Origin of the sequence: Corynebacterium axilliensis, from assembly GCF_046097495.1 — a bacterium.
Taxonomy (GTDB): Bacteria; Actinomycetota; Actinomycetes; order Mycobacteriales; family Mycobacteriaceae; genus Corynebacterium.
Genome location: NZ_CP175768.1, coordinates 961,721 through 987,744 on the forward strand (window position 1 = coordinate 961,721; position 26,024 = coordinate 987,744).

A 26,024-nucleotide genomic window follows, 5' to 3' on the forward strand; every position below is an offset into this window, starting at 1 on the left:
CTATTCTAAACAGCCCCATCCGGTATTTTGGAATGCGTGTTTCGTGTGAGAGTCCTATCCGTCCTGTCCGCCGCCGCCCTGGGAGTAAGTGGCGCGCTCGCCGGCTGTTCCTACTCCCAACCGGCCAAGCCGGTGGAAGAACCCGTGGGCCTGCCTCTCGACGCCCCGCGCGTTACCGTCCTCGACCCCGGAGACGGAGAACACCGCGTGCTGGCCTTCCACGACATCGACTCTGAGCAAGAACTCACCTACTCCGTGGCCACCGGCTTTGACCAGCAGCTGGCCAAGGACGGCAGCGAAAAAAGCGCGGAGTCTGCGGTCGAGGCGCAGGACAAGGTCACGCTCCCCCTGGAAGCCTCCGTGGAGGCGGCCACTCAGGACGTGGAGGGCCAGCTGCCGGCCAGCCGCAACGCCTTCGCCACGGTGGGCACGCCGGAGGCAGAGGGCGCGGACGTCTCCTCCGCTGAGGGATTCCAGTTTGGCTGGCGCGGCACCGATACCGGCCAGATGAACTCTCTGCGCCTGGCTGCCCCGCAGGCGGCCACGGATGAGGCGCGCAGCAGTGTCGAGCAGGCCATCACCAGCCTCACCGCTTTGCCGGTGGTCTTCCCCGAGGAAGAGATCGGCCTCGGCGCGCGGTGGAGCGTGGAGTCCCGCGTGACGGGCGAGTCCACGCTGCTGCAGACCACCACCTACACCTTGGACTCGCTGGACGGCGACAGTGCCACGCTCAACGTCTCGGTGGAGCAGCGTCCTTCCTTAGGCGCTCTGTCCTTCGACGCCGCGGATGCCCCGGAGGAGCTGCGCGGCAAGGAGCTCAAGGTGGTCGACACCGCGACGAAGTCCGAGGGCTCCGTCACCGTGGACCTGAGCAAACCACTGCCCACGGCGGGCGAGGTGTCCGTGACCACCGTCATCTCCTACGGCGCGGAGGGCTCGGACCTGCGCGTGGTGCAGGCCAGCGCCACCGATATGGAGTTCGCTTCCCGCGAGTAGCGGGAAGCTAAAGGAAGCTTTATAGGAAGCTACTGGGCGGGGGATTCTTCCTGGCCGGCCGCGGGGGCGTCGGCAGGCGCCTCAGCACCGGCGCCGGCCTCTCCCTCAGCGCCTGCGTCCGCGCCGTTGGTGGAGGCATCCGCACACATCTCCGGGACCTCCTCCGGCGGCACAATGTTGGTCACCAGCACGCAGGCCCAGGACTGGGACAGCTTCCAGGAGCCGTCCTCGTTGATGAACTCCACCTGGTCAGCGGTCTGCTGCTGGCCGTCCGGGGTGTTGATGTTGACCGTGGCCAGCGCGGAATCCGGCATCAGGCCGGGAACGACCGGGTCGACGACCTCAAAGGTGGCTCCGGACTCGGCCTGGGACTGCGCCATGACGTCGAACAGCTCCGGCGCCGTCTCGCTGCCCTGGACCAGCTTGACCTTCTCTTCCTGCGGGACATTCGGGTCGGCGGCCTTGGTCAGGATCTCGTTGAGCTGCCCCACGGTGGGCATCTCGGTGGTAACAACCTGGGACGCGGAGGTCTCGCCGGCGGTCTTGTCAGAGCTGGTGGCAGTGGAGCTGCCCTCGTCAGAAGACGAGCAGGCGGCGAGGGTGGTGGCGGCGCCCAAAGCCAGGATGGCGGCGCTCAGCTTGATGGATTTCACAGATACTCCTCACATAGGGGGTCGTGGTTATTTTCTTCACTCTAGCGCTCACCCGCCCCACCCTGTGGTTCCCGCGCAGCGTTGCGCCTGAAGTATCCTGGTGCAATGACTTTCGCGCTCATCGCCACCGGCGGCACCATCGCCTGCACCACTGCCCGCGATGGTTCCCTGATCCCCACCGTCAACGGCCACCAGCTGGCTGAATCCCTGGGCCCCGACATTGAGGTGGTGGAATTCCGCGCGCTGGACTCCAGCTCCATTACCTTGGCTGACCTCGACGAACTGCTGGCCTGCGTGCGCGACCAGCTGGCCCGCCCGGACATCGAGGGCGTGCTCATCACGCACGGCACGGATTCCATGGAGGAGACCGCCCTGGCCTTGTCTCTCTTTGACCTGGGCGCCGGCCCCATCGTGCTCACCGGAGCCCAGCGCGCCTTTGACCACCCATCTGGTGACGGCCCGCGCAACCTGCACGATGCTTATGACCTTGTGCGCTCCGGAAAGCCGGGTGTGTGGGTGCAGTTCGGCGGGAAGACCATCCCGGGCCGCGCGGCGCGCAAGTGGCACACCTCGCACCTTGCGGGCTTTGAAGAGCTGCCGGTGGGTGATTCCACAGTGCCTCCCCTGCCCCTAGCTCAGCTGGCGGAGCACCCCGTGGAGATCATCGCCGCCTATCCGGGCGCGGGCGCCGCGCTTGTCGACGCCTCCTTGGCCCACTCCTCCGGCCTCGTCATCGAAGCGTTGGGCTCGGGCAATATGGGCGAAGAGATGGGCACTGGCGTTGCTCGTGCCCTGCAGGCAGGCGTGCCCGTGGTGATCAGCACTCGAACTCCCTACGGAGCCACCAAGCTGGCCTATGGCGGTGCGGGTGGCGGCGCCACCTTGGGGGAGCTAGGCGCCGTGGCCTCCGGCGGGTTCCGTGCCGGCCAGGCCCGCATCATGCTCGCCGCGGCGCTGGCTACCGGAACCCCGGTAGGTTCTCTGTTTAACGCGGCGTCGCGTTCCGCGTCCTATACCGCGGGCTAGTCCCCCTCGCCGTCGTCGTCCTCTGTCGGTATCTCCTCCCACGCCAGCGAGTCCAGCGGATCGGCCGGGCGCAGCTGCTCGTCGTCAGCCGCGAAGGAGCGGGCGATACCCGGGCCCGTCGCGCGCGTTTCAAATCGCACGCTCACCACGCCGTGGCCGGTGCCTTGAATCCAGCCATGTCCATAGTCGGGATGGTAAACGTCCTGGGTGGCGTGCCAGCGCGGCACAGAGTCCGCAGAGTCCACCCCGCCGGCCGCTCCCTCCGCCGCGGTTGCCTGCCCGCTCGCGCCGGGCAGGTTATCGCTGACCCCGGTCTCATAGTCCGTATCCGGGGCGGGGCGCACCACCTCGCGGTCGAGTTCTGGGAAGAGGATGTCCTGGCGGGCGGCCTCCAGGCCCGAGTAGCTCACGCCCACGAGACGGATGGGCCCCAGCTCGTCCGGGTAGCGCGCGAGACTCTGCGCCTTCGCGGTGAGGATCTCCAGGTCGTCGGTGGCGTACGGCAGGGTGGCCGAGCGCGACTCGATGTGGAAGTCTGCCATCCGCAGCTTCACCGTCACCGTCCGCGCGCCGCGGCCGTCCTTCAGCAGGCGGCGGTGCGCCCCCTCCGCCGCGCGGTGAAGCGCCGCGTCTACCTCCGCCACCGTGTGCAGATCCTTCGGATAGGTGTGCTCGGTGGAGATCTGCTTGGAAATCGCGCGCGGGGCCACCTCGCGGTCATCGATTCCCTGGGCCAGGCGCCACAGCTGCAGGCCCATCACCCCGCCGAGGGAAATCTCCACCTCCTTCTGGCTCATGGCAGCCAGCTGCCCGATCGTCTCCACGCCGATGGCCGCTAGCTTCTGTTGCGTGACCGGGCCCGCGCCCCAGAGCTTGCCCACCGGCAGCGGGTGAATGAGCTCATCGAAGCGCTCCTGCGGCACCACGAAGGTACCGTCCGGCTTGGCCTCCCCGGAACCAATCTTCGCCGCCTGCTTGCCCGCGCCCGCCCCGATGGAGCTGGGAAGCCCGGTCTCTTCCCGGATGAGGCGGCGCAGGTTCTCGGACCACTCGCGGACGTCGTCAGGCGTGGCACCGACGAGTGCGGCAGGTTCCATGAAGGCCTCATCGATGGAGAGCTGCTCGATGACCCCGGCGTGCTCAGCAATGATGTCGAAGACCCGGCGCGAGGCCGCGGAATACACCGCCCGGCGCGGATTAACCACCACCGCCTTGAACCCGACGAGCTGCTGCGCGCGGAACATGGGCATGGCGGAATGGGCGCCGTACTTCCGAGCCTCGTAGGAGGCGCCGGCCACGACACCACGCCCGCCAGTGCCGCCCACCAGCACCGGACGCCCCTTAAGCGTCGGCCGAGTCAACTGCTCCACGGAGGCGAAGAACGCGTCCATATCGATGTGAAGGACCCAGCGTTGCATGCGCTCCAGTCTAAAACACCTCTCCGCTTACTCCACACGCCACCATTTGTTCACCTTTCCTTCGCCGCCGCGCCATGTAATTGCTCCAATTTATTTACTTTTTCGGTTTAACTTGTTTCCTCGTGAATTCTCCAGCCTCGCCTCAACACCCCTCCTCCCAGGCCCACGTGGTTCTGGAAGGAGTCAAGCGCGAGTTCGCGGACAACACCGGCCTGCACGCCACTGACCTCGTCATCAACCCCGGCGAGTTCATCTCCATCCTCGGCCCCTCCGGCTGCGGAAAGTCCACGCTCCTGCGCTGCATCGCGGGCCTCGAAACCCCGGACTCCGGCACCATCACCTTTGCCGGCAAGGAAGTCTTCGGCCCCCACACCAACGTTCCCGTCAACAAGCGCCACCTGTCCATGGTCTTCCAGGATCTCGCGCTGTGGCCGCACATGACGGTGGAAAAGAACATCGAGTTCCCGCTAACCACCGCCGGCAACAAGCTCTCTGCCGCAGAGCGCGCCGAGCGCGTGCGCACGTGCATGGACATGGTGGGCATTAGCGCCAAGGCCCAGGCCCGCCCCAACCAGCTCTCCGGCGGCCAGCAGCAGCGCGTCGCCATCGCCCGAGCCCTGGTGTCCAACCCGCAGCTGCTGCTGATGGATGAGCCCCTCTCCGCCCTCGATGCCGCCCTGCGCGTGCAGATCCGCGCCGAGCTGACCGCCCTGGCCCATGACCTCGGCCTGACCGTCATCTACGTCACCCACGACCAGTCCGAGGCCCTGTCCATGTCGGACCGCGTCGTGGTGATGAAAGACGGGCATATCGAGCAGTTCGCCGACCCGGTCACGTTGTACGACTCCCCCGCCACGGACTTCGTCGGCGGCTTCGTGGGCACCATGAACCGCCGCGCCGGGCTTCCCGATGTCCGCCCGGAAAACCTCACCGTCCTCAGCGCGGAGGAAGACATCGGCTCTTTCCCGCACCACGTGGACGGCATCGTGCGCACCGCCCAATACATCGGCGGGCGCTACGAGCTGCACTGCGACGTCGACGGCTCGGACACCCCCTGGGTGGCCTATAGCCGCACCCGCGTTCAGCGCGGGGAAGCTGTCCGTCTGGCCTACTAGACCTCTATTCATTACCTGCTACGCAAAGGACTCTGTCATGTTCTCCAAGAAATTCTCTGCCCTTCTGGCTGTATCCGCTGCCTCCGCCGTGGCCCTCGTGGGCTGCGGCTCCGTCGAGTCTGCTGACTCCACCGATTCCTCCGCCGACAACGCTTCCGGCTCTGAGACCTCGAACGCCCAGGAGTGGGAGGCCCCGGAGGGGCTCAGCGGCGAGCTGGACTACTACTCCGCGAACCCGCAGGGGCTTACCGACGCCCTCGTGGAGGCCTTCGAGGCCAAGACCGACGTGAAGGTCAACGTCTTCGCGGACACCACCGGCAAGATCACCGCCAAGCTCAAGGCAGAGGAGGCCAACCCGCAGGCGGACGTGGTCTACCTGGCGTCCTGGGCCGCTGCCTCCAAGCAGGACAAGGCCGGTGCGCTGGAGGAGTACACCCCGGAGGGTGCGGACAAGATCACCCCGTCCTGGGCCTCCCAGAGCGGTACCTTCACCGGCCGCGACGGCTCCGCGCTCGCGCTCGTGACCAACACCTCCGTGATCGACTCTGTCCCGCAGGACTGGGAGGACTTGGCCGACGAGAAGTACAAGGATCAGGTCATCATGCCGGATCCGCGCGAGTCCGGCACCGCCGCCGACCTCATCGCCGCCATGGTGGAACAGTGGGGCGAGGACAAGACCTGGGAGCTCTTTGACAAGCTCTTCGACAACGGCATGCTGGTGCAGGGTGCTAACGGCCCGGCCCTGGACCAGGTGACCTCCGGCTCCCGCGGCGTCGTGCTCGGTGGCGTTGACTACTCCGCCTACTCCGCCAAGGCCAAGGGCGAGCCGCTCGAGGTCGTCATCCCCTCCTCCGGCACCACCGTCACCCCGCGCCCGGTCATGATCCTCAAGACCACGGACAACAAGGACGCCGCCGAGGCCTTCGTGGACTTCATGTTCTCCGACGAGGCCCAGGAGATTTCCGCCTCCAAGAACATGATCCCGGCTAATACCGAGATCACCCCGAAGAATGGCCCGACGTTGGATGAGATTCAGACCCTCAACGAGGACCTCGATGGCATTGCGTCCTCCTCCAAGGACGTCAAGGAAAAGTTCGCCGAGCGCTACCTGAAGTAGTCCGCTTCTCTTCCCCAGTTCATCTCTTCCAGTCCTCACGTTTCGGAGCAGCCCGCTATGAGCACCACCACCCGCACCCCGCAGCGCCGGCTCGGCATCTACGCAGTACTGATTGTCCTGCTGGTCCTCGTCGCCGCGCCGCTGGTGTCGGTGCTCATCAGCGCAGTGCTGGGCTACCGGGACGAGCCCTCCTCGCTCCACAAGATTGTGGAGCCGGGTATGGGGCAGGTGCTGCTCAATACCATCGTTCTCTCCCTCCTTGTGGTGGTCTTTTCTACCTTGTTCGCCGCTCCCCTCGCCTTCCTGCGGGCGTGGACGCGGTATTCCTCAGCGAACTGGATAGAAATCGCCATCATGATCCCGTTCATGACCCCGCCCTTCGCCGCCGCGATGGCGTGGATGGACTTCACCCGCCGCGGCGGAGTCTCCGAAATGCTCTTCGGTCATGCGGTGGGCAAGCTCGCGCACGACGCCATCTATTCCGTACCGGGCATGGCGTTCATCATGGCGTGCGAGCTCTTCCCCTTCCTCTACCTCATTCTGCGCAACTGCCTTGCCTCCATCCCCGCCTCCTCCCTGGAGATGGCCCAAGTCGCCGGCGCGAGCCGCTGGCAGCAGGCCACCCGCATCATCATGCCGGCGGTCGTGGGCCCCTACTCCCTCGGCGCACTCATCGTCTTCATCAAGGCGGCCGGCGAGTTCGGCACGCCGGTGACGTTGGGTAATGCCATCGGCTTCAAGGTGCTGGTGTCCTCCATCTACCAGGACGTCACCATTGACCCGCTGAGCTTTTCCGACGCCGCCGCTTCCTCCTCCGTCCTTTTCGCTCTGGGCGTGGCGGCGTGGGCCTTCCAGCAGTGGGTATCTCGCCGCGACCTCACCGGCGGCGGACGAGTCTCCCGCCAGGTGGCGCTGCGTCTGGGAGGCGCCGGCACGGCGCTTGGCGGGGTGATCATTTTTCTCATCGTCGCCTGTTCCGTGCTCATCCCCTATATCTCCATCACGCTGGCAGCGATGACCATCCTGCGCTCCGCACCGCCGACCCCGCAGAACCTCACCTTCGACTACTTCGCCATCGTTCTGCAGATGCCCACCGCACAAGAGGCGCTGCTGCGCTCCATCGCCCTCGGCGCTATCGGCGCCACCACTGCCGTCATTCTGGGTGTTGCCATTACGCTGCTCACTCAGCGCACGAAGATGGTCAGCGCACGCGCGGCGGACTTTTTGGCTGTGGCCCCGGATACGGTTCCGGGCATCGTCCTGGCCATCGGCTTTATTCTCCTGTGGAACGCGCCGTGGCTGCCGTGGTCGCCGTACGGCACGATGGGCATCCTGGTGATGGCGTTTACCGTGCTGTTCTTGCCCATGGCAGTGCAAAACATCAAGACGTCCGCCGGCGCGGTCTCCCCCAGCGTGTATGAGGCCGCCGCAGTCTCGGGCGCGTCCGCCGGCCACACGCTGCGGTCCATCACTCTGCCGCTGCTGGCGCCGGGCATCTTTGCCGGCTGGCTGCTGGCGTTCTTCGTGGGCTTCCGCGAGCTGGTCATGTCCTCCCTCATCCGCCCCAGCCAGCTCAATCTCCTGGCACCGTGGATTATGAACCAGTTCGACCAAGGCCACCGCGCCGAAGCCATGGCCATGACCCTCATCGGCGTGGGCACCTCCACGCTGGTCCTCGTCATCCTCACCTGGTGGCAGAACCGGAGGGCCCGTGCCTAGCATCCTGGTTTTCGCCGATCTCCACCTCGGCCGCCCCGGCGCGCCCGGGCTCGAGTGGGCGCTGGACATGCTCTCAAAGGCCTCCCACCGCGCCAGCGCCTGCGTGTGTCTCGGGGATATCATCGACCGCGCAGCGGACCCGGGCCGGTACCTCCCGCAGGCTTATGCCGTCATGGAGCGCGCGTGCGAGTTCTTCGCAGAGGTGCACTTCATTTCCGGCAATCACGACGTCCACCACGAGCTGCAGCTGCCGGAGGCTGTGCGCGTCCACTCCACGGAGGTTCATTCCTTCGAGTGCGCGGGCGCCACGGTACTGACTGCGGCTGTAGCCACGGACCCGGATCCGCGGGAGCTCACCTTCCCACCCCGCACCGCGGACGGGACACTGATTGGATTACTGCATTCATCGGTCACCGGGGAGTACTCGAAGGGCACGTGCCTGCCGCTCACTCCCCAGACGTTGTCCGCCACCGGTGCCGACGCCTGGGTGCTCGGCCACGTCCACACCCCGGAGGTCCTCAGCCAGGATCCCTTCATCGGCTGGGTGGGCATGGGTAAAGCAGTGCTTGTCGACGTCCCCTCGGCCACCATCACCCGCCTCTAGCACCCCTCCGCGCCCGGATGGAGAAGTGGGTCTCAGTCCCTTTCTGTGTGATCACTCTCTCACCATTCGCCCTGTCCGCTGGACGCTGCCCACCGCATGCATGCATCATGTATACATGCAGAAAGACAGAGTACCCGCTGCGGAACGGGCCTACGACTACCTCAAGCGGCGCATCATTGAGGACGCGGTCGACGAATCGGAGATGCTCTCCGAGGCCGCCCTCGCCGCCGAGCTCGGCATGAGCCGCACCCCGGTGCGCGAGGCGTTCCTCCGCCTCGAGGTCGAGGGGTTTCTCAAGCTGTATCCGAAGCGCGGCGCGCTCGTGGTACCGATTAGCCCCCGCGATATCCGCGAGGTGTACGAGGCACGCATGCTTGTCGACGAAAACTCTGCTCGCCATATCTGCACCTTAAGCGCCGAGGAGCGCGGGCACATTGCCGACGTCCTCGACGCCACCATCAAGGAACAACACGCCGCGCTGGATGCCGACGACCTGCGGGCCTACACCCTGCTCGACGCCAAGTTCCACCAAACCATCATGGACAACGGCGGCAACCGCCTGCTGGCCAACCTGGGCCACACCTTGCGCGAGCGCCAGCAGCGATTCACCGCCACGGCTATCGGGCGCAGCGTCGAGCGCGCCCGCGCCTTCGTTGCCCAACACTCCTTGCTTGCCGACGCCTTGCGTACCGGCGACCTGGAGACATACCTCAGTGAACTCGAATCCCATCTCAACTCTTCAAGGAAGCAACTGTGACCGTTTCTGCGCATTCGAATCCGTCGATCGACGCGCCCGCCCCCGAACCTGACTTATCCCCCGAGACCCACCAGCCGCACCAGGCAACCGCCACCGAGAAGGCCTTTAGCCCGCACGCGTGGTTCTCTGTGGCCGGCTCCATGGTCGCCGTGGCCTGGGGCGGCAACGAGTTCACCCCGCTCTTGGTGATGTACCGCGAGACCTCCCACTTCTCCCAGGTCACGGTCAACGGCCTCCTCGCCGCTTACGTCATCGGCATCATCCCGGCCTTGCTCATTGGCGGCCCGCTCTCGGACCTTATCGGCCGCCGCCCGATGCTGCTGCCCGCCGCTCCCCTCTCGCTAGCCGGTTCTTTCCTCCTGTCCATCGCCCCGGAGGAGCCGCTTATCATCGCGCTGGGTCGCGTGCTGTGTGGCATGGCGCTGGGTCTTGTCATGGCCGTGGGCTCGACGTGGATTACGGAGCTCATCACGCGCGCCGGTGGCGATCCCGCCTCGGGCGCTCGCAAGGCGTCGCTGTGCTTGACCGCCGGATTCCTCGTTGGCGCCGGTATCGCCTCCGTGCTAGCACAGTGGGGTCCGTGGCCAACCCACACCGCCTACACCCTCCACATGCTGCTGACAATAGTCACCGCAATCTGGTTGCTCCACACCCCGGAGACCCGCGAGCCCAGCCACGGCACGGTAAAGACCACCATCCTGGATCTCACCGTGCGCGAGATGCTCGAAATGCTGCACATCCCGGCCGCCGCCCACAAGCGCTTCGTCCGCGTCGTCATCCCGGTGGCTCCGTGGGTCTTCGGCTGCGCCGGCGCCGCCTATGCGCTCCTGCCCCAGCTGCTGTCGAAGTCTGCGGGCGATAACCCCATTGCCTTCTCCGGCCTCATGACCGTAATCACCCTGGGCTGTGGTGTGGGCGTGCAGATGCTCGGCCGCTTGGTGGATACCCACAAATCCGCCCGAGCATCCGCCATCGCCATGGGCGTTATCACCGTCGGTGCCATCCTGTCTGCCTTCGCAGCACACAGCCTCTCTCTGCCCTTGGGCATTGCTGCAGCAGCCACCATGGGCGCCGGCTACGGTCTCGCTCTTGTCGCTGGCCTCTCTGAGGTCCAGCGCATCGCGGGTGAGCGCGAGCTAGCAGGCTTGACCGCCGTGTACTACTCCATCTCCTACACCGGCTTCTTCATCCCCATGGCCTTCAGTGCCTTGGCGCCCTACATCGGGTTCACCAACCTCTTCATCATCGGCAGCGTCCTGGCCCTGTTGTGCCTGGTCAACGTCATCCTGGCGTGGCGCGCACACCTGCCGGGCGCCCGCCGCTAACTTTCCCCAACAACGCGAAAAGCTCCACTCTCCCTCCCGGGAAGTGGAGCTTTTCGCGTTGTCCGAGCCTCTATGCCTTCGACACGGTGGCGGTGACACCCTTGAGCACGTCATGCACCGTCTGGCCCGCGTCCGCCGCCAACGCCTCCGTGGTGACGGTGAAGTCGGTGGCGAGCACCTCCGCGGCGATGTGCTCGCGGTGGCGGTTGGCCCACTCCTCCTTCTCCGCGGGCACCGACAGGGACACGGTGATGCGGTCAGTGACCACAAAGTCCTCGGCCTTGCGGGCATCCTGCAGACCGCGGATGACATCAGCTGCCCAGCCCTCAGCCTCGAGCTCCTCAGTCACCTCGGTGTCCAGAGAAACCAGACCATCGAGGCCCTCCACGCGAGCCGTCGACTTGGCATTTGCTGCCTGCAGACGCTCCGTGTACTCCTCAGGGGAGAGACGGATGTCGCCGTCGACTACAACCTCCTCGCCCTCGCGCACGTAGTTGCCGGCCTTGAGGTTCTTGATGGCGCGCTGTACGTCCTTGCCCAGGCGCGGACCGGCCACCTTGGCGTTGCACACCACCTCGAAGGTGCCGACCGCGTCGACGTCGTCAGTAAGCTCCACGTCCTTGACGTTGACCTCGTCGCGGATGATGTCCTTGAAGTCCGCCAGGCGCGCCGAATCCTGCATCGCCACCGTCAGCTTCGGCAGCGGCAGGCGGTTGCGCAGCTTGTTCGACTTGCGTACCGAGGACGCAGCGGAGGCCACCGCGCGGGTGGCATCCATGGCCGCCACGAGGGCATCGTCCGCCGGGTAGTCCTCCGCCTTCGGGTACGCAGCCAGGTGCACCGAACGCTCACCGGTCAGGCCACGGTAGATAACCTCCGCCACGTGCGGCAGGAGCGGCGCCACCACGCGGGAAACCGTCTCCAGGACCGTGTACAGGGTATTGAAGGCCTCCGGGTAGGCCTCCTCGCCCTCCCAGAAGCGGTCGCGGGAACGGCGCACGTACCAGTTGGTCAGCGCGTCGGCGAAGAGTCGAACCTCCTCCGTCGCCGAGGCGATGTCCGTGTTCGCCAGCGCATCGTTGGTGTTCTTCACCAGGTCGTGCGTCTTCGCCAGGATGTAGCGGTCCAGCACGTTGGTGGAGCTCACGTCGAACTTCGCGTCCTGGGAGGCGTAGAGCTGCAGGAAGGTGTACGAGTTCCAGATCGGCAGGATGGCCTGGCGCACGCCCTCGCGGATGCCCTGCTCGGTGACAATCAGGTTGCCGCCGCGCAAGATCGGCGAAGACATGAGGAACCACCGCATCGCATCCGAGCCATCGCGGTCAAACACCTCATTCACGTTCGGGTAATTGCCCTTGGACTTCGACATCTTCAGGCCATCGTTGCCCAGCACGATGCCGTGCGCCACCACCTTCTTGAACGCCGGCCGGTCGAAGAGAGCGGTGGACAACACGTGCAGCAGGTAGAACCAGCCACGCGTCTGGCCGGAGTACTCCACGATGAAATCAGACGGCGAGTGGGTCTCGAACCACTCCTTGTTCTCAAACGGGTAGTGCTTCTGCGCAAACGGCATCGAGCCCGACTCGAACCAGCAGTCCAGCACGTCCGGCACGCGGCGCATCGTCGACTTCCCCGTCGGATCATCCGGGTTCGGGCGAGTCAGCTCATCGATGTACGGGCGGTGCAGACTGGTCGGGCGCACGCCGAAGTCACGCTCCAGCTCGTCCAGAGAGCCGTAGACGTCCACGCGCGGGTACTCCGGATTATCGGAGATCCACGCCGGGATCGGCGCACCCCAGTAGCGGGTGCGGGAGATGTTCCAGTCACGGGCGCCCTCCAGCCACTTGCCGAACTGACCATCGCGGATGTGCTCCGGCAGCCACTCAATCTCGTTGTGGTTGAGCTCGACCATGCGGTCGCGGAACTCCGTCACCTTGACGAACCACGCCGGCAGCGCCATGTAGATAAGCGGCTCGCCGGAGCGCCAGGAGTGCGGGTAGGAGTGCTCGATGGTCACGTGGCGCACCACGCGGCCGGCGGCCTTAAGATCCTTGATGATGGCCTTGTTGGCGTCAAAGACCAGCTGGCCCTCGTACGGCGGCACCTGGGAGGTGAACTTGCCGTCCTCATCCACCGGGATGACCAGGCCCACGCCGTACTTCTGGCAGGTGAGCATATCGTCCTCACCAAAGGCCGGGGCCTGGTGGACCACGCCGGTACCGTCTTCGGTGGTGACGTAGTCAGCCAGCAGCAGCTGGTAGGCGTTCTCGACGTCCGGGAAGAAATCGAAAATGGGTTGGTACTTAAAGCCCTCGAGCTCAGAGCCCTGGAAGGTCTTGAGTACCTCTGCCTCTCCCAGCTCCTTGGCTAGGGTGCCCACCAGGGCCTCGGCCATGATGAAGGTGCGGCCGGCGAAGTCACCGTCGGTGGCCTTGAACAGCACGTAGGTGACCTCTGGGTGGACCGCCAAAGCCAGGTTGGACGGCAGGGTCCAGGGGGTGGTGGTCCAGGCGAGGAAGGCGGCGTCGGCAAGCTCGGCGTTGTCAGCCAGCGTCTTCTCCGCCGCGCTCCCCTCACGTGCTCCCGCTACGGGGAACGTCACCGTCAGGGTCGGGTCCTGGCGCATCTTATAGGAGTCATCCAGACGCGTCTCCTGATTCGACAGCGAGGTGTGCTCGGCCCAGGAGTACGGCAGAACCCTAAAGCCCTGGTAGATAAGCCCCTTGTCGTAGAGCTCCTTGAACGCCCACATGACGGACTCCATGTAGTCCAAGTCCATGGTCTTGTAGCCGTTCTCAAAGTCCACCCAGCGCGCCTGGCGGTTGACGTACTCTTCCCACTCGTCGGTGTACTCGAGGACAGACTTGGCGCAGTACTCGTTGAACTTCTCCAGGCCCATCTCCTCGATCTGGCCCTTGTCCGTGATGCCGAGCTGCTTTTCTGCCTCCAGCTCTGCGGGCAGACCGTGGGTGTCCCAGCCGAAGACACGCGGGACGTGATTGCCGGCCATCGTGCGATAGCGCGGGACGATGTCCTTAACGTAGCCGGTCAGCAGGTGGCCGTAGTGCGGGAGGCCGTTGGCGAAGGGAGGGCCGTCATAAAAGACGTACTCAGGGCAGCCCTTGGTCTGCTCCAGGCTGGCCTTAAACGTGTCGTCGGCCTTCCAGTACTTCTGGACTTCCTGCTCCATATCGGGGAAGCGGGTCGAGCCACTGGTCATGTCTACTTTGGGATAGACCTTGCCCACGTTCTCGCCGCCGGCGGTGGATTCACTCATCATTCTTTCCTTCACTCGTTCGCTTCTGCGGGGACGCGCCCTCAGGCCCGCGGTACCACCCCGCTTGAGCGCCACGGCGCTCCGCTTCGTTGTGTGAAGGAGATGACGGTCCCTACCCGCCCGGTTCTACTAATGAGGCACGTGCGCCCCACGTTCTTCCGGAATGCTCCCCGGTGATTGCCGGCTCACTGCATATGCTTGGAAGTATACCGAGCAGGTCAAGTTTTCACAGGCCCGGGTTCCCGAAAACTCGAAATAGAAACCCCGGTAAACCCGTGAGGCACGCGTGAAAAGGTTATTCACAGGAACATTCTTTCTAGTGCAGTCGGCACGATGATGCTCTTAGGCTCAGGAACCATGACAGCACTTCAGAACTTCCTCACTGCGCTCGGCGCCGGCATCGATGTCGTCGCCGGGTGCGAAGGGATGTCTGAGGCTGACCTCATCGCCGCCGGTGCGCCGGATAAAACGGCCGCACAACTCGTGCGCCTCCACAGCAGCTTCTTCGGTTCCACGGCCATGACGCGCATGCAACGCGACGCCGTCAAGGCCGCCCGCCAGCGCCGCCATTCACTGCCCACGCTCGAAGTCATCGACCACTACGCACGCAAAGCTAAGACATTGGCTCTGGGCTGGCAGATGCGCCTGGAGCTGTGCCGCACCAGTGCCGACACCCTGGCGATGGAGGCCTTAGCTAAGAAGAAGCTCAAGGAGCACAGGACCGCACCTAAGCCGCAGGAAGGCGTGAAGATTTTCCGCCGCCGCAACGCGCCGTGGACGATGGCGATCACTGCGCCGTCCCACGTCATCGCCGCGCTTAACGACGCCGTAGATGACAAACGCCCCATCGAGTCCATCCAACAGGCCTTCTTCAAAGGTGCCCCTGCGCGCCGCGGTCTGCAGACCAACATTCTCGTCCCGCTGGATGCGCTCACTCGGATCCTTGACGGCGACGGCGAAGAGGTGACCCTGCGCATGACCAACGGGGCCACGATGACTGGCGCAGACTACGTCAACAAGGTCATCTCTGGGGAAATCGACCTCGATGACACGCTGGCTACGCTGTTCCACCCCGTGCAAGGGCCGGTCAACCTGTACCGCGAGGAGCGGATGGCCAGCCTCAAGCAACGCATTATGGCCATGGCAGAATCCCCCGTCTGCGCCTGGGATGACTGCAATCGCCCGGCGGATGAATGCCAGGTACACCACATCATCGCGTGGAAGCACGGTGGATTTACCAACCCGGAAAATTTGGTCATGCTCTGCCCGTATCACAATGGCATCAATCAGGATGACCCCAACGCCCCACCGGGGCGCGGGCGCATGGCCCGGGTTGTTGGAACCGTCCGGCGCGTATTCGGCCCTGCCCCACCGCCGACTGACCGGCAAGCGCTAAACAGAGCCACCGGGCCACCCCCGCAGCGCGGCGATCCACCCGCCGCCGACGAGCCGTAGACCCCCAGCCCTTATCCTCAGAGAAATCCTGAGGCTAGGGGCTACTCGTCGTGCTTGCGGCGCATCTTGACCACAGTGTCCGCGACAAACAGCACGATGCCCACCCCGGCCGCCACAAAGAGCAGGTAGAGCGACCAGTCAGCCGCCGTGAGGATATAGTTCACGAGCGCTACGAAGGCCACAAAGGCCAGAATGAGTGCACCAATGAGCAACGTCGCTCCCCTTCCGCTCAAGCCGAAACCTGTGTCTGCCGCCTTAGATAGCAGCCAGCTACTACGAGAGCCTACACGTCCCAGCCTTAACCACCGCTACTGTCCGCCCAGCCTAGGCATTAAGGCAAAAGAAAACGGCGCCCCGCTTTCGGGGGCGCCGTGTGTTCACTTCTTAGTTGTTGGCCTTTCCAGCCTCACCGTTCGGAGCCGCGGTGCCACGGGTCTCCAGCTCCTCGAGCTGGGACTCCAGCAGCGTCTTGAGGCGAGTGCGGTACTCGCGCTCGAAGGTGCGCAGCTCGGAGATGCGAGCCTCGAGAGCGGTCTGCTGCTGCTTCACCGTGTTCATAACCTCGGTGTGCTTCTTCTCAGCGTCCGCCTGCAGCGCAGCTGCCTTCTCCTGTGCCTGGCGAATCTGCGCTTCAGCACGGGAGGTGGCGTCGTTCTCAGTCTGCTTTGCCTTGTTCTCGGCGTCAGCCACCAGCTTCTTGGAGCGGTTGTCTGCGTCCTGCAGCTGAGCGTCGTAGCGCTTCTGCGCATCGGCCAGCTGGGCCTTGGAGTGAGAGTCTGCGTCGGCCAGCTGCTTTTCTGCGGCAGTACGTGCCTCAGACAGCATGGACTCGGACTCTGCCTTCGCCTCGTTGGTCAGGCGGTCCGCCATCTCCTGGGCCAGGCCCAGGACGCGGGCGGCCTGCATGTGGGTCTCCGGGGTAGCCAGGCCGTCGGAGGCCTTGGCAGCGCCGGCGCCGGCCACACCTGCAGCGGCAGTGGAGGCGGAAGAAGAAGCAGCGTTCTTCTTTACGGAATCGAGCTCCTTCTTGGTGTTCTCGAGTTCCTTCTTGGATGCCTCCAGCTCGCGCTTGGCGGCCGCAGCCTCTTCGCGGGCGGCCTTCAGCTCCGCACTGTTGTCCGTCTGCTGGCCGGCCGGTGCCGCCTGCGCAGCCTGAGCCTGGGCGGTCTTGGCCTGCTCCTGCGCCTTCTTGGTCTCTTCCTTAGCGCGGGCGATTTCCTGCTTGGAGTCAGCCAGCTTCGCCTCGTACTCGGCGCGCAGCTTGGTTTCGACCTCCTTGCGCACGGCATTCTCATCCACCGTGGTTGCAGCGGCACCACCGGCTGCCCCGGCACCAGCGGCAGCGCCGCCCTTGGTCTGGGACTTCAGGTCCTCAACCTGTGCCTGGAGGTCATCGTTCTCGTCCTGCAACTGAGCAAGAGCATCCTCCACGAGGTCGAGGAACTGATCCACCTCGTCCTCGTTGTAGCCACGCTTGCCAATTGGCGGCTTGCTGAAAGCGACGTTGTGTACATCAGCTGGTGACAGTGGCATTGACTTCTCTTCCCCTTACAAATCGGTCAAACCTCTAGTGGGTCCAGAGGCCGGGTACATATGCGGTTAATAATACGGATTTTTGTAACTCATTGTATCCAGAACAACACATTATCTAACGTGCGCTAGAGTCTCAACGTTAACAGGAGGGTTTAATACACCCGTTGGTTACGCGGCCAGCCCGCCGGCGCCGAAAAATGCCACCTGAATTACCTGCGAAAGAATGGACAGCGCCAAGAACAAAACAATGATGGATACGTCCAGCGCTATACCGCCCAGCCGCAGCGGCGGGATGACCTTGCGCAGGGCCTTAACGGGCGGGTCGGTGAGTACAAAGAGCACCTCAGCAACCATCATGAACCAGCGCGGCGGGTTGAACTGGCGCGAAAATGACTCAATCATCTCGATGACGATGCGCGCCAGCAGAATCCACGAGTAGAGATTCACGGCGACAAGAAGAATCGAACCTAAAGCATTCACAAATTTCGACCCTATAGGAATCACCCCCGCGGGTGTGACTCCCTACCCCGGCAGTTCGCCACGGGCATACAAAACCGCCAACGCCGCCGCAGGTTTTCCTCTCCCAAAGCCAACACGGGGAGGAAAATCTGCGGCGGCGTTTCCGGTGATGTTTTAGCGCAGGTGCGCGGCGCGCTCCAGCTCCACGGTGGAGATGTCCGCACCCTTCGGCACAATGGCGAAGACCTTGCGGCTGGTATCCATGCTCTTGGTCAGGTTCTTCATGCGGCCTTCCAGCGCGAAGCAGAGACCTGCAGCGAAGTCGACGAAGCGCTTAGCGGAGCCGCGGTCGGCGTCAGTGAGCTCGAAGACCACTGCGTCACCGTCGCGGAAGGGCCCGCCCACCTTGGCTGCATCATTGAAGGAAACGAGGGACAGCGCCACGATGGTGGGCACGAACTCCTCTTCCTCCTGCTTCTCGTACGGCGCGGCGTATGCCGGGGTGTTGTAGGAGCGCTCGTCGGCGTAGTACGCGTCGTCGGCGTCCATGTCCATCGGGCCCAGCCCGAAGAACTCCTTAGTTCTATCAATCAGTGACATTCTGGGTCTCCCTCTGACCTAGTGTGTGCTGTACGTTTGCAGCCTTGAAATGCGCATTTGCGTTGCCATTTAACCTAGCGGCCGCGGCCCCATGATTCCGGTTCCGACACGCACGATATCAGTACCCGCCGCAATTGCTGCAGCCATATCAGCGCTCATTCCGGCGGACAGTTCGAGGCCACGCCCCAGGTGCTGAGCGACGTCCCCCGCCAGCTCCCGTACCTGCTCGAACACCGCCTGCGGGTCGCTGCCCAGGGGTGGTACGACCATCATGCCGCGAAGCTCCAACTGGTCGAGGGATTCGACCTCGGCGACCAGCTCGTCGACGTCGTCGAGCGGGCAGCCGCCGCGGGCCGTATCGCCGTCGACAGAGACCTGGATATACACCGGCAGCGTATCCTCGCGTTGACCACGTTCCTTCGCCAGCGCCACGCCCTTATCGAGCGCGCGGGCCAGCTTGATGGAGTCGAGCGAGTGGACGCTGTGCGCCCAGCGGGCGACGTGGTTGGCCTTCTTGGTTTGTATCTGGCCAATCATGTGGAATCGCACCTGCGGCAACTCTTCGGCTTTGGCGCGCGCTTCTTGTTCGCGGTTTTCTGCCACGTCGTGCACTCCGAGCTCGGCCAGCAGCGCAATATCGCTAGCTGGGTGGAACTTTGTTACGGGGAGCAGGCGTGGGGCGGGCCGGCCGGCGGCTTCGGCAGCGCGCTGAATCTCTGCGCGGGTGCGCTCGAGTCCTGCCCGCAACTCTTCGCGGCGAGCCTCCTGTGGGTCAGTCATTTAGTCCTCCAACCAAATCACGCCGGCCTGGCGCCCGGTGACGCCCTCGCGGCGATAGGAAAAGAAATCGGTGTCTTCGATGGTGCAGCGCGGGACCGACTCGATGGCCGTCACGCCCATCCCCATGAGCTGGCGCACAAGACCAGTGCGCACGTCCACGCCCCAGGTTCCCTTCGCCGTGCGCGTGAGGGAGCCGGGCAGGTGCTTCTCGACGTCCCGCGCCATCTCCTCTGGCAGCTCATAATTACGCCCCGCGGCGGCTGGCCCCATCAGCACCTGAATGCTGCCGGGCCTCGCCCCCAGGTCAACCATGGTGTTCACCGTGTTGCGCACAATACCGTTGCGCGCGCCGAGGCGACCGGCGTGGGCGGTGCCGATGACGCCTGCTGAGACGTCGACAAGCAGCACCGGCGTGCAATCCGCCACGAGGACACCCAGGCCTAGGCGCTTTTCGGTGGTGACCAGGGCGTCGGTCGCCTCGACCGGTTCGGGATTGCCGCGGCGCTCAGCGCCCACGACCGTCACGGTGTTGGTGTGCAGCTGCTCCATCCACACAATGTCCTCCAGCCCGGTGGCCCGCAGGAGCCGGTCGCGGTTTGCCGCGACGGCCGCGGGGTCGTCGCCGACGTGCCCGCCCAGGTTGAACGAGTCATACGGGGACGACGACGCCCCGCCGGCACGGCTGGTAAACACCATGCGGACGGGGCGTTGGGGTGCGGAATTTTCCTCGTTTACTGGCATGCACTCCACACTAGCGCGGGCGCGCTAGCGCATGAAGGAAGGCACGTCGAGATCGTCGTCGCCGTCGTCGTCGAAGTCGCGGCCGCGCGGCTCGCTCGGGCGGGACAGGCGGTAGTCATCGCGCTCGCCGCGGCGGTAGTCCTCGCGAGCGTCACGGGCGTCGTCGTGGCGGAAGCGATCAGAGCTGGTGAACAGGCCGCTCGACGGGGCCGGCTCCACCGGCTGCTCGCGCTCGTAGGAGTGGCGCGGTGCGTACTCCTCGCGCGGGGCCGGCTGCGCCTCGGCGCGGGAGTAGTCCTCGCGGGGAGCCTCGGCACGCTGCTCGGGAGCTGCCTCGGCGCGGTTGTCGAAGAGCGAGCCCGGGCGGGCCGCCGGGGTGGCGGTGTTGGTCTGCTGCGCGCCGTGGGCCGGCTGGCTGGTCATGTTGGCCTGGGCGTCGAAGCCGGTGGCGATGATGGTCACGCGGACCTCGTCGCCGAGGTTGTCGTCGATGATGGTGCCGAAGATGATGTTGGCGTCCTCATCGGCGCGCTCCTCCACCATGGAGGCAGCGGCGTTGACCTCGTGGAGGCCCAGGTCGGAGCCGCCGGCGATGGAGAGCAGCACGCCCTTGGCACCTTCCATCGTGGACTCCAGCAGCGGGGAGTTGATGGCCTGCTCGGCAGCGTTGAGTGCGCGGTTGTCCCCACGGGCGAAGCCGATGCCCATGAGGGCGGAACCGGCGTCAGCCATCACGGAGCGAACGTCAGCAAAGTCGACGTTGATCATGCCCGGGATGGTGATGAGGTTGGTAATACCCTGCACACCGTTGTGGAGCACCTCGTCGGCGGCACGGAAGGCCTCGACGATGGACAGCTCCTCGCCGCCCAGCTGCATGAGGCGGTCGTTGGGGATCACGATGAGGGTATCGCAGACCTCACGCAGCTCCTCGATACCGGCCATTGCCTGGCGGGTGCGGCGCGCGCCCTCGAACTTGAAGGGGCGGGTCACCACGCCGACGGTGAGCGCGCCCATCTTCTTGGCGATGGATGCGACGACCGGTGCTGCACCAGTACCGGTGCCGCCGCCCTCGCCGGCGGTCACGAAGACCATGTCGGAGCCCTGGAGGGCATCCTCAATTTCGGTCTTGTGATCCTCGGCGGAGGTTTTGCCCACCTCCGGGTTGGCGCCTGCGCCGAGACCGCGGGTGGCCTCGCGGCCGATGTCGAGCTTGGTGTCGGCGTCGGAGAAAATCAGCGCCTGGGAATCGGTATTAATCGCGACGAACTGGACTCCCTTGAGCCCTTCTTCGATCATGCGGTTGACGGCGTTGACACCACCGCCGCCGACACCGACGACCTTGATGTCCGCGAGGTTGTTGCTAGTTGAGATCATACGGGGGTCTCTGGCCTTTCGATTAAGGTTCAACGTAAACGAGGAGGCGCCCCTGCGCGTGAGAGGCGGTTAGTTCCATCTTTAACGACAACGGGGTAATTTCGGCGCACATTTTTCCGCGTGTCGGTACCCTCAACCTTTACTTTAGGGTTGCTGACGTGGGGTTTTCTTAACAGCAGTCCCACCCGCCCCACTCGCCGCGGGCGTGTGCGCACGCGAAACCCCCGCGGCGATGACCGCGGGGGCTGGGCTAAAAAATTCTCGATGCTTCTAGTGTGGCTAGCGGCTAGTCACCAATGCGGGGTTAGAGATGTTCCACTCCGTACCCTCCAGCTTGAGCACGTCCTCAAAGGCGATGGCCTTGTTCGCATTATCCTCCGCCGCGCCCCAATAGATGATCTTATCGTCCTTGGTTTTAAACGTAAGGTCGTAGGTCCCGCGGACCTCCAGAGTCTTGATCTTTTCGCGCACCTCGGCAGGAAGCGCGGAGACCGCGTCCACGGCCGCCTGCATTTCCGGCGATCCGGAGTCGGTATGGCCGGTGAGCTCTATGGCCTCAGCCGGCGGGGTATCCGTGGCGAACTCCTTGCCTTGGTTATCCACCAGCACGGTCTGGTCACCGTCGTGCACGAAGGCCACCGCCTCGTGCTCGATGACCTCGATGTGCACCGTCGACGGAAATGCCCGCGACACCGTGGCGGATTCCACCCACGGAAGCTGGGCTACTCCCCCGGCCGCCGCATGCGCGTCGAGGCGCACCAAGTTCGAGCCCTTGGCCACACCACTCGCCCGCTCGACGTCCTCCGGGGTGACGTGGGCGTTGCCTTCCACCTCGAAAGAACTCACCTTCAGGATCGGAACTGCCCACACCACGACCGCGGCCACGATGGCAACGAGGAGCACCGCACCGCCGGCGAGCACGCCAGTCCGCTTAGACATCCTTGCCCTTCTGGTCTGCGCTCTTCTCCAGCGCATGGAGAATTTCGCCGGCAACATAGGTAATCGTTCCCGCGCCAATCGTGAGCACCACGTCCCCCGGCTGGGCCAGCGACACCGCGTCGCCGGCAGCCTCGGAGAAGTCCGGTTCAAAGATTACCGGCATGTCTTCCGGCATCTTATCGGTAATGATGCGGGAGGTGATTCCCTCCACCGGCTGCTCGCGGGCACCGTAGATGTCGAGGACCACGGCGGCGTCGGCAAGCGCGAGCGCCTGCGCAAACTCCGCGTCAAACTTCATCGTCCGGGAGTACAGGTGCGGCTGGAAGCAGGCGATGACACGCGCTCCCTTACCCTCTGCGTCGACCTTCTCACGCGCAGCCGTGAGCACCGCGGAGACCTCGGTGGGGTGATGGGCGTAGTCGTCAAAGACGCGCACCCCACCCGCCTCGCCGCGAAACTCGAAGCGACGACGCACACCAGTGAAATCGGTCAGACCCGCCGCCAGCGCGTCCGGTTCGCCACCGGCCAACGCGCCAGCAAGCAACGCCGCAAGCGAGTTGAGCACCATGTTGTGGCCCGGGATGTGCAGGTCATAGCTCAGTTCCTGCGGCCCCTGCTCCGGCAGCGTGAGGCGCACGCGAACGTGCGCGCCGGTGGCGGACACGTTCTCCTCAAGAACTTCCGCCGCGCACGGCACGTCGGTGCCCACGGCGGCGTCGCTTCCGCCATAGCCCAGCACCTGGATGCCTCGCTGCGCAGCGCGCTGCGCGGTGGCCACGGCGTGCTCATCCTCCAGGCACACCACCAGGTAGCCGCCCTCGACGATGCGGTCCGCGAAGTCATCGAATACCTGGTAGTAGCGCTCCGGGGTCTGGAAGTAGTCCAGGTGATCCGGCTCAATATTGGTAATAACGGCCACGGTCGGGCTATAGCGCAGCAGCGACGCATCGGATTCGTCGGCCTCCGCCACGAACGCCTCCCCGGTTCCGGAGTGCGCATTGGTGCCGGCCCGGTTGAGCTGACCGCCAATGGCAAAGGAGGGGTCCAGGCCAGCCTGCTGCAGGGCGTTGACTGCCATGGAGGTCGTCGACGTCTTGCCGTGGGTGCCCGCCAGCAGAATCTGACGATGGCCGTCCATGAGCTCCGCCAGCAAGTCGGAGCGGCGGATAACCGGAATCCCCGCCGCGCGGGCAGCGGCCAGCTCGGGGTTATCCTGCGGAATAGCCGCAAACGACGTCACCACGACCGTAGGCTTCTCCCCGCCCAGCTCGAGGTTCTCCGCCTTATGGCCAATCTCGATGGTGGCGCCCATGGTGCGCAGCACCTCCACGGCGGTGGACTTCTTCACGTCGGAACCAGTCACCACCGCGTCCCGGATCAAGAGAATGCGTGCCAGGCCCGACATGCCGGAGCCGCCGATGCCCACCATGTGAACACGCGAGAGGTCAACGCTGCCGACGGTGTAAGGAGTTTCAGTCATGCTGTGAATCTTTCAAGTCTGTGTATTAGGTGGCGCCGCTACCCCGGCAGGGGATGCGGCGCGCAGGGAGAACTAGCTGCGGGCTGCGGCCACGATGCGCTCAGCGATGCGCCCTGCCACGTCGCCCGCGGAGCTGGCCTGGGTTGCAGCGCGCATCGACGCCAAGGTGTCAGGGTTATCCAGAATCGCGCGCACCTCTTTGATGAGCCGCTCGGGGGTTAGTTCCGCATCGGGAACCTGGACGGCCGCCCCACTCTCGACGAGGGCCCGGGAGTTGAGCGCCTGCTCTCCGTTGCCGTGCGGCAGCGGCACGTAGATCGCGGGCAGACCGGCGGCGGAGACCTCCGCCACCGTCATCGCGCCGGAGCGGCACACCATGAGGTCTGCAACAGCGAGCGCGCCAGCCATGTCGTCGATATAGGGCACGGCGGTGTAGTTCGCGCACGGCACGGGAGCCTGATTCTTTTTGCCATACGCGTGCAGCACCTGGAAGTCCTGGCTGAGGTCCTCGATGGCGCCAGCCACCGCGGTGTTAATACTCACCGCACCTTGGGAGCCGCCGGTAACCACGACGGTGGGCAAATCCGCACGCAGCTTCCACGCGTCACGAGCGGCAGCGGCCTTCGAGCCGTCCGGGTCCTCCCCCACCCCGGAGCGCACGGGGATGCCGAGGACCTCGCCTGTCATGCCGGAGCCTTCCTGCGCGTTGAAGCCGGTTCCGCCGAGGCGCACGCCCAGCTTATTAGCCATGCCCGCCAAGGCGTTGGTCTCCAGCACAAAGAAGGGGATGCCCAGGGACTTGGCCGCCAGGTAGGCGGGCGCGGCAACGTAGCCGCCCGTGCCAAAGACGGCGTCTGCTTTGACGTCCTTGAGCACCGCACGCGTCTGGCGCACGCAGTCCACCACGCGCCACGGCAGCTTGGCCAAGTCCAGATTGAGCTTGCGCGGAACGGGAACCGGGGGAATCATTCGCAGGTCCACACCACGGGCCGGAATGATATCCTTTTCCAGCCCCCGCGGGGTGCCTAAAGCGGTGATGCGGGCGCCGTGCTTCGCACGCAGCTCCTCCCCCACGGCAAGTGCGGGTTCAATATGTCCGGCGGTGCCGCCACCTGCGATGACGACGGAAATTGGCGTGGCATTCATGCCCTACAGGCTACCAGCGCCGCAGGCGCTTAACGGCGCTCGCCGCGCCGACGGTCCCTGCCTGCACGGCCGCTATCCGCGCGCCCAGTCACCGCCCGGCCGAAGCGCTCCTCGCGGCTGCGCTCCCGGTCGCGATACGAGCGCTGGTCGCCCTGGACACGCTGGGTGCGCTGCTTTGATGCCCCGCCGCCGCGGGAGGTGCGGCGGTCAGACGGGGCACGGTGCGCGCCACCGCGGCGCTCGTTGGGTGGAGTGGGCTCCGGCACGAAGAAGAGGCGGTCGAACATCGGGCGGCCGTAGTTCTGCATGGCGGAGACCTGCAGCGGCTCGTGGCGCGCCACGTTGCACAGCAGGCCCATCGAACCGATGGTGATAATCGCGGCCGTACCGCCCGCGGAAATCATGGGCAGCTGGATACCCGTCACGGGCAGCATGCCGATGACGTAGCCGATGTTGATAAAGGCCTGCACCACCACGCCGACTGCCAGGGTGGCCGCGAGAAGCGACTGGAACTGGTTCTGCGCTCGCTTGGCCGCGCGCAGCCCGAAGTAACCGAGGACGGCAAACAGGATGATCACCAGCGCGCCGCCCCACAGGCCGAGTTCCTCACCAATGATGGCGAAGACAAAGTCGTTCTTCGCCTCCGGCAGGTAGAACCACTTGGCGCGGGATTGTCCTAGGCCAACACCCCAGAATCCGCCGTCGGCAAGCGAGAGGAAGCCCTGGTAGGCCTGGAAGCCGGTACCTTGCGTGTCGGCGATGTTACCGCGCAGAGCATCGAAATAGGTGTGGAAACGGTGGGAGCGGAAACCACCGGCCAAGAACACGGTGGTCATGCCAATCACTCCGGCCACGCCGACGACAACGGGCACGCGCCAGTCCACGCCAGCAAAGACCAGGGTGAAGACCACGATGAGGGCGATGGACACAGCCATGCCCAAGTCCCCCTGCGCCATGATGAGCAGGAACATGATGGCGGAGATGATGGAGTACATCATGAACGGGTCCGTGAGCTTGAGCGAGCGGTGCGTCTTATCCGCCAGCGCCGAGGCGCCGTACATGCCCACAGCTACGCGCGCGAACTCGGAGGGCTGGAAGGCCACGCCGCCCGGCAGCATGATCCACGACTGCGAGCCCACCTCCGCACGGCCGGTACCCACCCCGGGCACCAGCACCAAAATCAGCAGCAGAACGGAAAGCCCCAGGAACCACGGTACGCAGGCCCGCAGCGTGCGCGGGGAAATCCGCAGCGCGATCCAGAAGATAAACAAACCGGCGGCGACCAGCAGACACTGGCGCAGAGCAGCCGACCACGGGCTCGCGCTCTCTGAGAGCGACGTGGCCATCGACGACGAAAACGCCATGACCACGCCGATGCCGATGAGAGAAAAGATAGCCACCCGCAGCATGAAGTAGTCCAGCCCGGGGTAGGCGCTCATGCGGTCGCGGATGTCGCGCAGGTGGTGGCCCAGCGTACGGCTCGGCTTCTGGGAGGTGGGGGCGGTCACGG

23 protein-coding genes are annotated in these 26,024 nt (G+C 65.0%); 9 read left to right on the top strand and 14 right to left on the bottom strand.

The features are described from left to right. The first annotated feature begins 36 nt into the window (after nt 1-36). The gene (locus ACKFR8_RS04655; protein ID WP_296134213.1) at nt 37-996 is read left to right on the top strand and encodes a DUF6263 family protein; all 960 of its coding nucleotides are present in this window, start codon (nt 37-39) and stop codon (nt 994-996) included. Between the two features lie 29 nt (nt 997-1,025). Here the strand turns inward: ACKFR8_RS04655 and ACKFR8_RS04660 are convergent, their stop codons facing one another. Continuing rightward, the gene (locus tag ACKFR8_RS04660; protein WP_296134212.1) at nt 1,026-1,649 is read right to left on the bottom strand and encodes a hypothetical protein; all 624 of its coding nucleotides are present in this window, start codon (nt 1,647-1,649) and stop codon (nt 1,026-1,028) included. A 105-nt stretch (nt 1,650-1,754) separates the two neighbouring features. Between ACKFR8_RS04660 and ACKFR8_RS04665 the strand changes: the two genes are divergently transcribed. Further along, on the top strand, nt 1,755-2,675 hold the full coding sequence (locus ACKFR8_RS04665; RefSeq protein WP_296134210.1) for an asparaginase: 921 nt from the start codon (nt 1,755-1,757) through the stop codon (nt 2,673-2,675). Here ACKFR8_RS04665 and ACKFR8_RS04670 read toward each other — a convergent pair. Further along, nucleotides 2,672-4,093, bottom strand: a complete 1,422-nt coding sequence (locus tag ACKFR8_RS04670; RefSeq protein WP_296134208.1) for a DNA polymerase IV — start codon at nt 4,091-4,093, stop codon at nt 2,672-2,674. The two genes, ACKFR8_RS04665 and ACKFR8_RS04670, sit on opposite strands and share 4 nt — an antisense overlap. A gap of 122 nt (nt 4,094-4,215) precedes the next feature. Here ACKFR8_RS04670 and ACKFR8_RS04675 point away from each other — a divergent pair, with 122 nt between their 5' ends. From ACKFR8_RS04675 to ACKFR8_RS04700, 6 genes are all read left to right on the top strand, one after another. Continuing rightward, entirely contained in the window at nt 4,216-5,208 is a 993-nt protein-coding gene (locus ACKFR8_RS04675; protein WP_296134207.1) for an ABC transporter ATP-binding protein, read from the top strand. Between the two features lie 37 nt (nt 5,209-5,245). Beyond that, a complete protein-coding gene (locus ACKFR8_RS04680) occupies nt 5,246-6,325 on the top strand; it encodes an ABC transporter substrate-binding protein (protein WP_408930707.1) in 1,080 nt (359 codons plus the stop codon). Between the two features lie 57 nt (nt 6,326-6,382). Then, nucleotides 6,383-8,044, top strand: coding sequence for an ABC transporter permease (locus ACKFR8_RS04685; RefSeq protein ID WP_296134204.1), 1,662 nt, complete (start codon nt 6,383-6,385; stop codon nt 8,042-8,044). Next, nucleotides 8,037-8,648 (top strand): metallophosphoesterase family protein, encoded by a 612-nt coding sequence (locus tag ACKFR8_RS04690; RefSeq protein ID WP_296134203.1) that lies wholly within the window; start codon nt 8,037-8,039, stop codon nt 8,646-8,648. The genes ACKFR8_RS04685 and ACKFR8_RS04690 overlap by 8 nt, the downstream gene beginning before the upstream one ends. Before the next feature lie 115 nt (nt 8,649-8,763). Next, complete coding sequence (locus ACKFR8_RS04695; protein WP_296134201.1) at nt 8,764-9,405, top strand: GntR family transcriptional regulator; 642 nt, start codon at nt 8,764-8,766, stop codon at nt 9,403-9,405. Between the two features lie 140 nt (nt 9,406-9,545). Next, entirely contained in the window at nt 9,546-10,730 is a 1,185-nt protein-coding gene (locus tag ACKFR8_RS04700) for an MFS transporter (protein WP_408930988.1), read from the top strand. A gap of 70 nt (nt 10,731-10,800) precedes the next feature. On the opposite strand, the gene ileS is transcribed toward ACKFR8_RS04700, so the two are convergent. Next, entirely contained in the window at nt 10,801-14,007 is a 3,207-nt protein-coding gene (ileS, locus tag ACKFR8_RS04705; protein ID WP_408930708.1) for an isoleucine--tRNA ligase, read from the bottom strand. Between the two features lie 357 nt (nt 14,008-14,364). Here ileS and ACKFR8_RS04710 point away from each other — a divergent pair, with 357 nt between their 5' ends. After that, nucleotides 14,365-15,462: an HNH endonuclease signature motif containing protein gene (locus ACKFR8_RS04710; protein WP_408930709.1), complete on the top strand. Its 1,098-nt coding sequence runs from the start codon at nt 14,365-14,367 to the stop codon at nt 15,460-15,462. Between the two features lie 41 nt (nt 15,463-15,503). Here ACKFR8_RS04710 and ACKFR8_RS04715 read toward each other — a convergent pair whose 3' ends face one another. From ACKFR8_RS04715 to ACKFR8_RS04765, 11 genes are all read right to left on the bottom strand, one after another. Further along, nucleotides 15,504-15,695 carry a hypothetical protein gene (locus ACKFR8_RS04715; protein ID WP_408930710.1) on the bottom strand — a complete coding sequence of 64 codons (192 nt, stop codon included), beginning with the start codon at nt 15,693-15,695 and terminating at the stop codon, nt 15,504-15,506. 151 nt (nt 15,696-15,846) lie between these two features. Then, nucleotides 15,847-16,995 carry a DivIVA domain-containing protein gene (locus ACKFR8_RS04720; RefSeq protein WP_408930711.1) on the bottom strand — a complete coding sequence of 383 codons (1,149 nt, stop codon included), beginning with the start codon at nt 16,993-16,995 and terminating at the stop codon, nt 15,847-15,849. A 168-nt stretch (nt 16,996-17,163) separates the two neighbouring features. Then, entirely contained in the window at nt 17,164-17,475 is a 312-nt protein-coding gene (locus ACKFR8_RS04725) for a YggT family protein (RefSeq protein ID WP_408930712.1), read from the bottom strand. Between the two features lie 153 nt (nt 17,476-17,628). Then, complete coding sequence (locus ACKFR8_RS04730) at nt 17,629-18,054, bottom strand: cell division protein SepF (protein WP_408930713.1); 426 nt, start codon at nt 18,052-18,054, stop codon at nt 17,629-17,631. A gap of 69 nt (nt 18,055-18,123) precedes the next feature. Next, nucleotides 18,124-18,834, bottom strand: a complete 711-nt coding sequence (locus ACKFR8_RS04735) for a YggS family pyridoxal phosphate-dependent enzyme (RefSeq protein ID WP_296131012.1) — start codon at nt 18,832-18,834, stop codon at nt 18,124-18,126. Continuing rightward, nucleotides 18,835-19,575, bottom strand: coding sequence for a peptidoglycan editing factor PgeF (pgeF, locus tag ACKFR8_RS04740; protein ID WP_408930714.1), 741 nt, complete (start codon nt 19,573-19,575; stop codon nt 18,835-18,837). It abuts the gene before it with no gap. Nucleotides 19,576-19,599: 24 nt separating this feature from the next. Next, the gene (gene ftsZ, locus ACKFR8_RS04745; RefSeq protein WP_408930715.1) at nt 19,600-20,949 is read right to left on the bottom strand and encodes a cell division protein FtsZ; all 1,350 of its coding nucleotides are present in this window, start codon (nt 20,947-20,949) and stop codon (nt 19,600-19,602) included. A gap of 279 nt (nt 20,950-21,228) precedes the next feature. Continuing rightward, nucleotides 21,229-21,888 carry a cell division protein FtsQ/DivIB gene (locus ACKFR8_RS04750; RefSeq protein WP_296131020.1) on the bottom strand — a complete coding sequence of 220 codons (660 nt, stop codon included), beginning with the start codon at nt 21,886-21,888 and terminating at the stop codon, nt 21,229-21,231. Next, nucleotides 21,881-23,368 (bottom strand): UDP-N-acetylmuramate--L-alanine ligase, encoded by a 1,488-nt coding sequence (gene murC / locus ACKFR8_RS04755; RefSeq protein ID WP_408930716.1) that lies wholly within the window; start codon nt 23,366-23,368, stop codon nt 21,881-21,883. The genes ACKFR8_RS04750 and murC overlap by 8 nt, the downstream gene beginning before the upstream one ends. A gap of 72 nt (nt 23,369-23,440) precedes the next feature. Continuing rightward, nucleotides 23,441-24,514: an undecaprenyldiphospho-muramoylpentapeptide beta-N-acetylglucosaminyltransferase gene (murG, locus tag ACKFR8_RS04760; protein WP_306506699.1), complete on the bottom strand. Its 1,074-nt coding sequence runs from the start codon at nt 24,512-24,514 to the stop codon at nt 23,441-23,443. Nucleotides 24,515-24,543: 29 nt separating this feature from the next. Then, entirely contained in the window at nt 24,544-26,022 is a 1,479-nt protein-coding gene (locus tag ACKFR8_RS04765; protein WP_296131030.1) for an FtsW/RodA/SpoVE family cell cycle protein, read from the bottom strand. Nucleotides 26,023-26,024 lie beyond the last annotated feature (2 nt).

Excerpts from the sequence above, each read along its gene's own strand:
- murC (WP_408930716.1), bottom strand. The coding sequence starts at position 23,368 with ATGACTGAAACTCCTTACACCGTCGGCAGCGTTGACCTCTCGCGTGTT.
- ACKFR8_RS04735 (WP_296131012.1), bottom strand. The coding sequence starts at position 18,834 with ATGACTGACCCACAGGAGGCTCGCCGCGAAGAGTTGCGGGCAGGACTC.
- ACKFR8_RS04710 (WP_408930709.1), top strand. The coding sequence starts at position 14,365 with ATGACAGCACTTCAGAACTTCCTCACTGCGCTCGGCGCCGGCATCGAT.
- murG (WP_306506699.1), bottom strand. The coding sequence starts at position 24,514 with ATGAATGCCACGCCAATTTCCGTCGTCATCGCAGGTGGCGGCACCGCC.
- ACKFR8_RS04730 (WP_408930713.1), bottom strand. The coding sequence starts at position 18,054 with ATGTCACTGATTGATAGAACTAAGGAGTTCTTCGGGCTGGGCCCGATG.
- ACKFR8_RS04695 (WP_296134201.1), top strand. The coding sequence starts at position 8,764 with ATGCAGAAAGACAGAGTACCCGCTGCGGAACGGGCCTACGACTACCTC.
- ftsZ (WP_408930715.1), bottom strand. The coding sequence starts at position 20,949 with ATGATCTCAACTAGCAACAACCTCGCGGACATCAAGGTCGTCGGTGTC.
- ileS (WP_408930708.1), bottom strand. The coding sequence starts at position 14,007 with ATGAGTGAATCCACCGCCGGCGGCGAGAACGTGGGCAAGGTCTATCCC.
- ACKFR8_RS04670 (WP_296134208.1), bottom strand. The coding sequence starts at position 4,093 with ATGCAACGCTGGGTCCTTCACATCGATATGGACGCGTTCTTCGCCTCC.
- ACKFR8_RS04685 (WP_296134204.1), top strand. The coding sequence starts at position 6,383 with ATGAGCACCACCACCCGCACCCCGCAGCGCCGGCTCGGCATCTACGCA.
- ACKFR8_RS04665 (WP_296134210.1), top strand. The coding sequence starts at position 1,755 with ATGACTTTCGCGCTCATCGCCACCGGCGGCACCATCGCCTGCACCACT.
- ACKFR8_RS04720 (WP_408930711.1), bottom strand. The coding sequence starts at position 16,995 with ATGCCACTGTCACCAGCTGATGTACACAACGTCGCTTTCAGCAAGCCG.
- ACKFR8_RS04750 (WP_296131020.1), bottom strand. The coding sequence starts at position 21,888 with ATGTCTAAGCGGACTGGCGTGCTCGCCGGCGGTGCGGTGCTCCTCGTT.
- pgeF (WP_408930714.1), bottom strand. The coding sequence starts at position 19,575 with ATGCCAGTAAACGAGGAAAATTCCGCACCCCAACGCCCCGTCCGCATG.
- ACKFR8_RS04680 (WP_408930707.1), top strand. The coding sequence starts at position 5,246 with ATGTTCTCCAAGAAATTCTCTGCCCTTCTGGCTGTATCCGCTGCCTCC.
- ACKFR8_RS04700 (WP_408930988.1), top strand. The coding sequence starts at position 9,546 with ATGGTCGCCGTGGCCTGGGGCGGCAACGAGTTCACCCCGCTCTTGGTG.